The sequence below is a fragment of the Nitrosophilus sp. genome, from assembly GCF_982775275.1.
The window spans coordinates 1-4,127 of record NZ_CEXZHP010000139.1 but is presented as its reverse complement, the minus strand read 5'-3'; the positions used below and the strand labels follow the sequence as shown (position 1 = coordinate 4,127).

Genomic DNA, 4,127 nt, shown 5'->3' with positions numbered 1-4,127 from the left:
ATCTTCTCATAAAGGAGATTATGGTCATTTAAGCGTAATAGCCGGCGAAAAAGAAGGGGCTACTATAATGGCTGCGCTAAGCGCTTTAAACTTTGGAGCCGGACTTGTTAGCGTAATTACCAACGAAAAGATAACGGTTCCATATGAACTAATGCACTCAAACTCCATCCCAAAAACTTCAACGGCAATAGCCGTTGGAATGGGTCTTGGTATGGAGTATAGCGATGAAGATTTTTATGAGCTTGTGTTAAAAAACGATCTTCCGCTTGTTGTGGACGCAGATCTTTTTTATAGCGAGAGAATAAAAGATATAATAAAAAGAGACAATATTGTTTTAACTCCTCATCCAAAAGAGTTTTCTTCATTACTTAAGATTTTAGAAATTGAAGATGTTGATGTAAAAAAGATTCAAGAAAATAGAATATATTATGTAGAAAAATTTTGTAAAGAGTTTCCTAATATTGTTTTATTATTAAAAGGCGCAAATCCAATTATTTCAAAATATGACGAAATTTATATTAATCCTTTAGGAACAAACGCATTAAGTAAAGGTGGAAGCGGGGATGTGTTAACGGGCCTAATAGGAGCTCTATTAGCTCAAGGTTATGAGCCTTTAAAAGCGGCAATTTATGGATCTCTTGCTCATACGATAGCAGCAAGCAAAGTCAAAAAAGCAAACTTTGCTCTAACACCAAAGGATATCATAAAGGCTTTAGGTTGCTTATAAAAAATATAGTAATACTTTTTAGCGGCGAAGGGACGAATTTAGAAAATATTATAAAAAAAGTGCATAATAAAAAGTTTGGCGATATAAAAATAGTCGTATCAAAAGCCATAACCAACAATCCAAAAGCAAAAGGTATAATTCGGGCAAAAAAATATGACATTAAAGTTGAAATTATCGATCATAAAAAATTTTTGAAAAGAGAAGATTTTGATAAAGAGTTGGTAAAAATCATAAAAGATGAAAACCCTGATCTAGTAGTGTTAGCTGGATTTATGAGAATTTTAACTGAGGTTTTTACGAAAAATATTAAAAACGCCATCAATATACATCCATCAATACTTCCTCTTTTTAAAGGGGCTAACGCTATAAAAAGAAGCTACGAAAGTCCTATGAAGGTTGCGGGAGTTACGGTGCATAGAGTAAGCGAAGAGGTAGATGGTGGAGAGATATTGGATCAGGAGTGTTTTAAAAAAGAGGAGATGAGTTTTAAAGAGTTTGAAAAAAAGATACATGAAATTGAGTATAAAATCTATCCTAAAGTTATAGTTTCTATTTTGACTAATAAATAAAAAGAGAGTAAAATAAGATAAATTTTATCTCATTTGAGGAGCGAATATGAGCGATATTTTAAAAATAGGAAAATATGAATTTACAAGTAGATTGATAGTTGGAAGCGGTAAATATCACGATTTTAAAACAACTTTTGACGCTACCATAGCTAGCGGAGCGCAGATGATTACTGTTGCTGTTAGAAGAGTCAATATTACAGATCCCGATAAAGAAAATTTGATGGATTATTTTAAAGATATCGATATTCAGTTTTTGCCAAATAGTGCAGGGTGTGTAACAGCAGAGGAGGCGATAACTCTTTTTAGACTTGTTAGGGAGGCTACCGATATTGATATTATTAAGCTTGAAATTATAGGCGATACAAAAAAGACACTTTATCCAGATGTGATAGAGACGGTAAAGGCTTGTGAAACATTGGCAAAAGAGGGATTTACAGTTATGGCTTATACAAACGATGATCCAATAGTAGCAAAAAGATTGGAAGATGCAGGTGCCGCTGCTGTAATGCCACTTGCCGCACCGATTGGAAGCGGACTTGGAATTCAAAATAGATATAATGTTGTTTTTGTTAAAGAGGCTGTTAAGGTTCCCGTTATTGTCGATGCCGGAGTGGGATGTGCAAGCGATGCGGCAATTGCTATGGAGTTAGGAGCTGATGGAGTGCTTACAAATACGGCTATAGCTCAAGCAAAAAATCCTATACTTATGGCCGAAGCTATGAAAAACGCCGTAATTGCTGGAAGAATGAGTTATCTTGCCGGAAGAATTCCAAAAAAGCCCTATGCAACTGCTTCAAGTCCAACTGAAGGAATGATACAGTTTTAAAATAGGGCAAGTCTTGCCCTATATTTTAATTATTCCCATAAGATTTAGCATCATAAAAATCAAAGCTACAGGGGCAATATATCTAATTGAAAATCTCCATATATTAAAAACCTTTTCTCCCATCTCATCTTGTAGATGAGCTTTTACTCGATCTTTGTGAATTTCATATCCCACAAATATCGCTATTAAAAGTCCACCAAGTGGAAGTAGTATAGAATCTGTAGTATATTCTAAAATATCAAAAATTGGTTTGTTTGCTATGCTAAATATCTCTCCCCAAGATTTTGTATATGATAAAAGAGCCGCTATCCCTACTATCCAATATATAAAACTTGTAAAGATAACCGCTTTATCTCTTGTTTGATTAAACCTATCTATCAAATATTGAACTACCGGCTCAACCAGACTTATAGCAGAAGTTATACCAGCAAACGCAAGAGCTAAAAAGAAAAGTAGGGCAAAAAATATTCCAAGTGTTCCAAAATTGTTTAATATAGTAGGCAAAGATATAAAAACAAGTCCTGGTCCTTGAGATGGAGTCGCACCAAATTGGAAAAGAAAACTAAAAATAACAAGTCCCGCTACAAGTGCTATAAGTGTATCCATAAATGTTACAATAAAAGCGGTTTTTGGGATACTTGCCTCTTTTGGTAAAGAGGCCGCGTATGTTAAAATGGCTCCCATTCCAAGAGATAGGGTAAAAAAGGAGTGTCCAACTGCTCTAACAATAGCTTCTGAATTTAGTTTTTCCCATTTTGGAGCAAACATAAAATTCCAAGCCTTTTCAAAACCATCAAGGGTAAAAGCATAAAATAAAAGACCAAAAAGTATAATCATTAAAGCGGGCATTAAAATAAGATTTATTTTTTCGATACCTCCCTTTATCCCTTTATGGACTATATATCCTACGATTAAGACCGAAATCGTATGAAAAAATATTGCTGTTGCGGCACTATCTGCAACTAAAAGATTAAAAATATTTTTTGCCTCCTGGGTAGAGGATGGAAGACCAGAAAAAAGACGAAAAAGATAATAAAAGATCCATCCGATTACTACAGAGTAAAAGGTCATTATTACAATTCCGTTAAAGCCCATAAAGCCGGCATATTTCCAATATTTTCTATTTGGGGGCGCTAGTTCTTCAAAACTTCCGACGGTATCTTTTCTTCCAAGGGCGCCTATTAACATCTCAGCTACCATTACCGAAAATCCAATAAGCGCTATAGTAATAAGATAAACAAGAACAAAAGCACCTCCACCATATTCTCCGGTCATATAGGGAAATTTCCATATATTGCCAAGCCCAACGGCACTGCCTGCTGCGGCCATTATAAATCCGATTCTTGAAAATCTTTGAATTTTCACGAACTCTCCTTGAGATTGTTTGTTTAATTATATTAAAAGTATTTTTTAATGTTTATAAATAATGAGTTTTTATAAATTTTATGAAAAAAATAGTTACAAAATTATTGACAAACTCAATATTTTTAAATATAATTTCATTCCAAATTGAGTTCGGGGTGTAGCGCAGTCTGGTTAGCGCACCTGGTTTGGGACCAGGGGGTCGGGGGTTCGAATCCCTCCACCCCGACCATTTCCACTTATATGGTGGGTGTAGCTCAGTTGGTTAGAGCACCAGATTGTGGCTCTGGGGGTCGCCGGTTCGAATCCGGTCATCCACCCCACTATTTTAGAGCCTTTGAAAATGAGGAAAAAGATTGATATAATATATAGCCTATGGGTCTTTTGCTAAGGGCGTAGCTGAAGACCTTATCAGTGCGCCCGTAGCTCAATTGGATAGAGCAACGGACTTCGGATCCGTAGGTTAGAGGTTCGACTCCTCTCGGGCGTGCCACATATGCGTTAAAATATGCGCTCGTAGCTCAGCTGGATAGAGCAACGGCCTTCTAAGCCGTAGGTCCCAGGTTCGAATCCTGGCGGGCGTACCATTTATTTACTACATATTTGCGGGAGTGGCGGAATTGGCAGACGCGCCAGACTTAGG

4 protein-coding genes and 4 tRNA genes are annotated in these 4,127 nt (G+C 36.2%); 7 read left to right on the top strand and 1 reads right to left on the bottom strand.

Annotated elements, in window-relative coordinates; genetic code table 11:
- The 3 genes from AC30RD_RS06925 to AC30RD_RS06915 form a co-directional block, all read left to right on the top strand.
- Positions 1-727 (top strand): NAD(P)H-hydrate dehydratase (locus AC30RD_RS06925; protein WP_489493670.1); only part of this gene is annotated, 727 nt, incomplete at its 5' end.
- Complete coding sequence (gene purN, locus AC30RD_RS06920) at positions 718-1,296, top strand: phosphoribosylglycinamide formyltransferase (protein ID WP_489493669.1); 579 nt, start codon at positions 718-720, stop codon at positions 1,294-1,296. The genes AC30RD_RS06925 and purN, both read left to right, overlap by 10 nt.
- A 46-nt stretch (positions 1,297-1,342) precedes the next feature.
- Positions 1,343-2,122 carry a thiazole synthase gene (locus AC30RD_RS06915; protein ID WP_489493667.1) on the top strand — a complete coding sequence of 260 codons (780 nt, stop codon included), beginning with the start codon at positions 1,343-1,345 and terminating at the stop codon, positions 2,120-2,122.
- 18 nt (positions 2,123-2,140) lie between these two features.
- Here the strand turns inward: AC30RD_RS06915 and AC30RD_RS06910 are convergent, their stop codons facing one another.
- A complete protein-coding gene (locus AC30RD_RS06910; protein WP_489493666.1) occupies positions 2,141-3,487 on the bottom strand; it encodes a sodium-dependent transporter in 1,347 nt (448 codons plus the stop codon).
- Between the two features lie 151 nt (positions 3,488-3,638).
- Between AC30RD_RS06910 and AC30RD_RS06905 the strand changes: the two genes are divergently transcribed.
- From AC30RD_RS06905 to AC30RD_RS06890, 4 genes are all read left to right on the top strand, one after another.
- Positions 3,639-3,716 (top strand) — tRNA-Pro (locus tag AC30RD_RS06905).
- Positions 3,717-3,730: 14 nt separating this feature from the next.
- Positions 3,731-3,807, top strand: a tRNA-His gene (locus AC30RD_RS06900).
- Positions 3,808-3,900: 93 nt separating this feature from the next.
- Positions 3,901-3,977, top strand: a tRNA-Arg gene (locus tag AC30RD_RS06895).
- Positions 3,978-3,994: 17 nt separating this feature from the next.
- Positions 3,995-4,071, top strand: a tRNA-Arg gene (locus AC30RD_RS06890).
- Positions 4,072-4,127 lie beyond the last annotated feature (56 nt).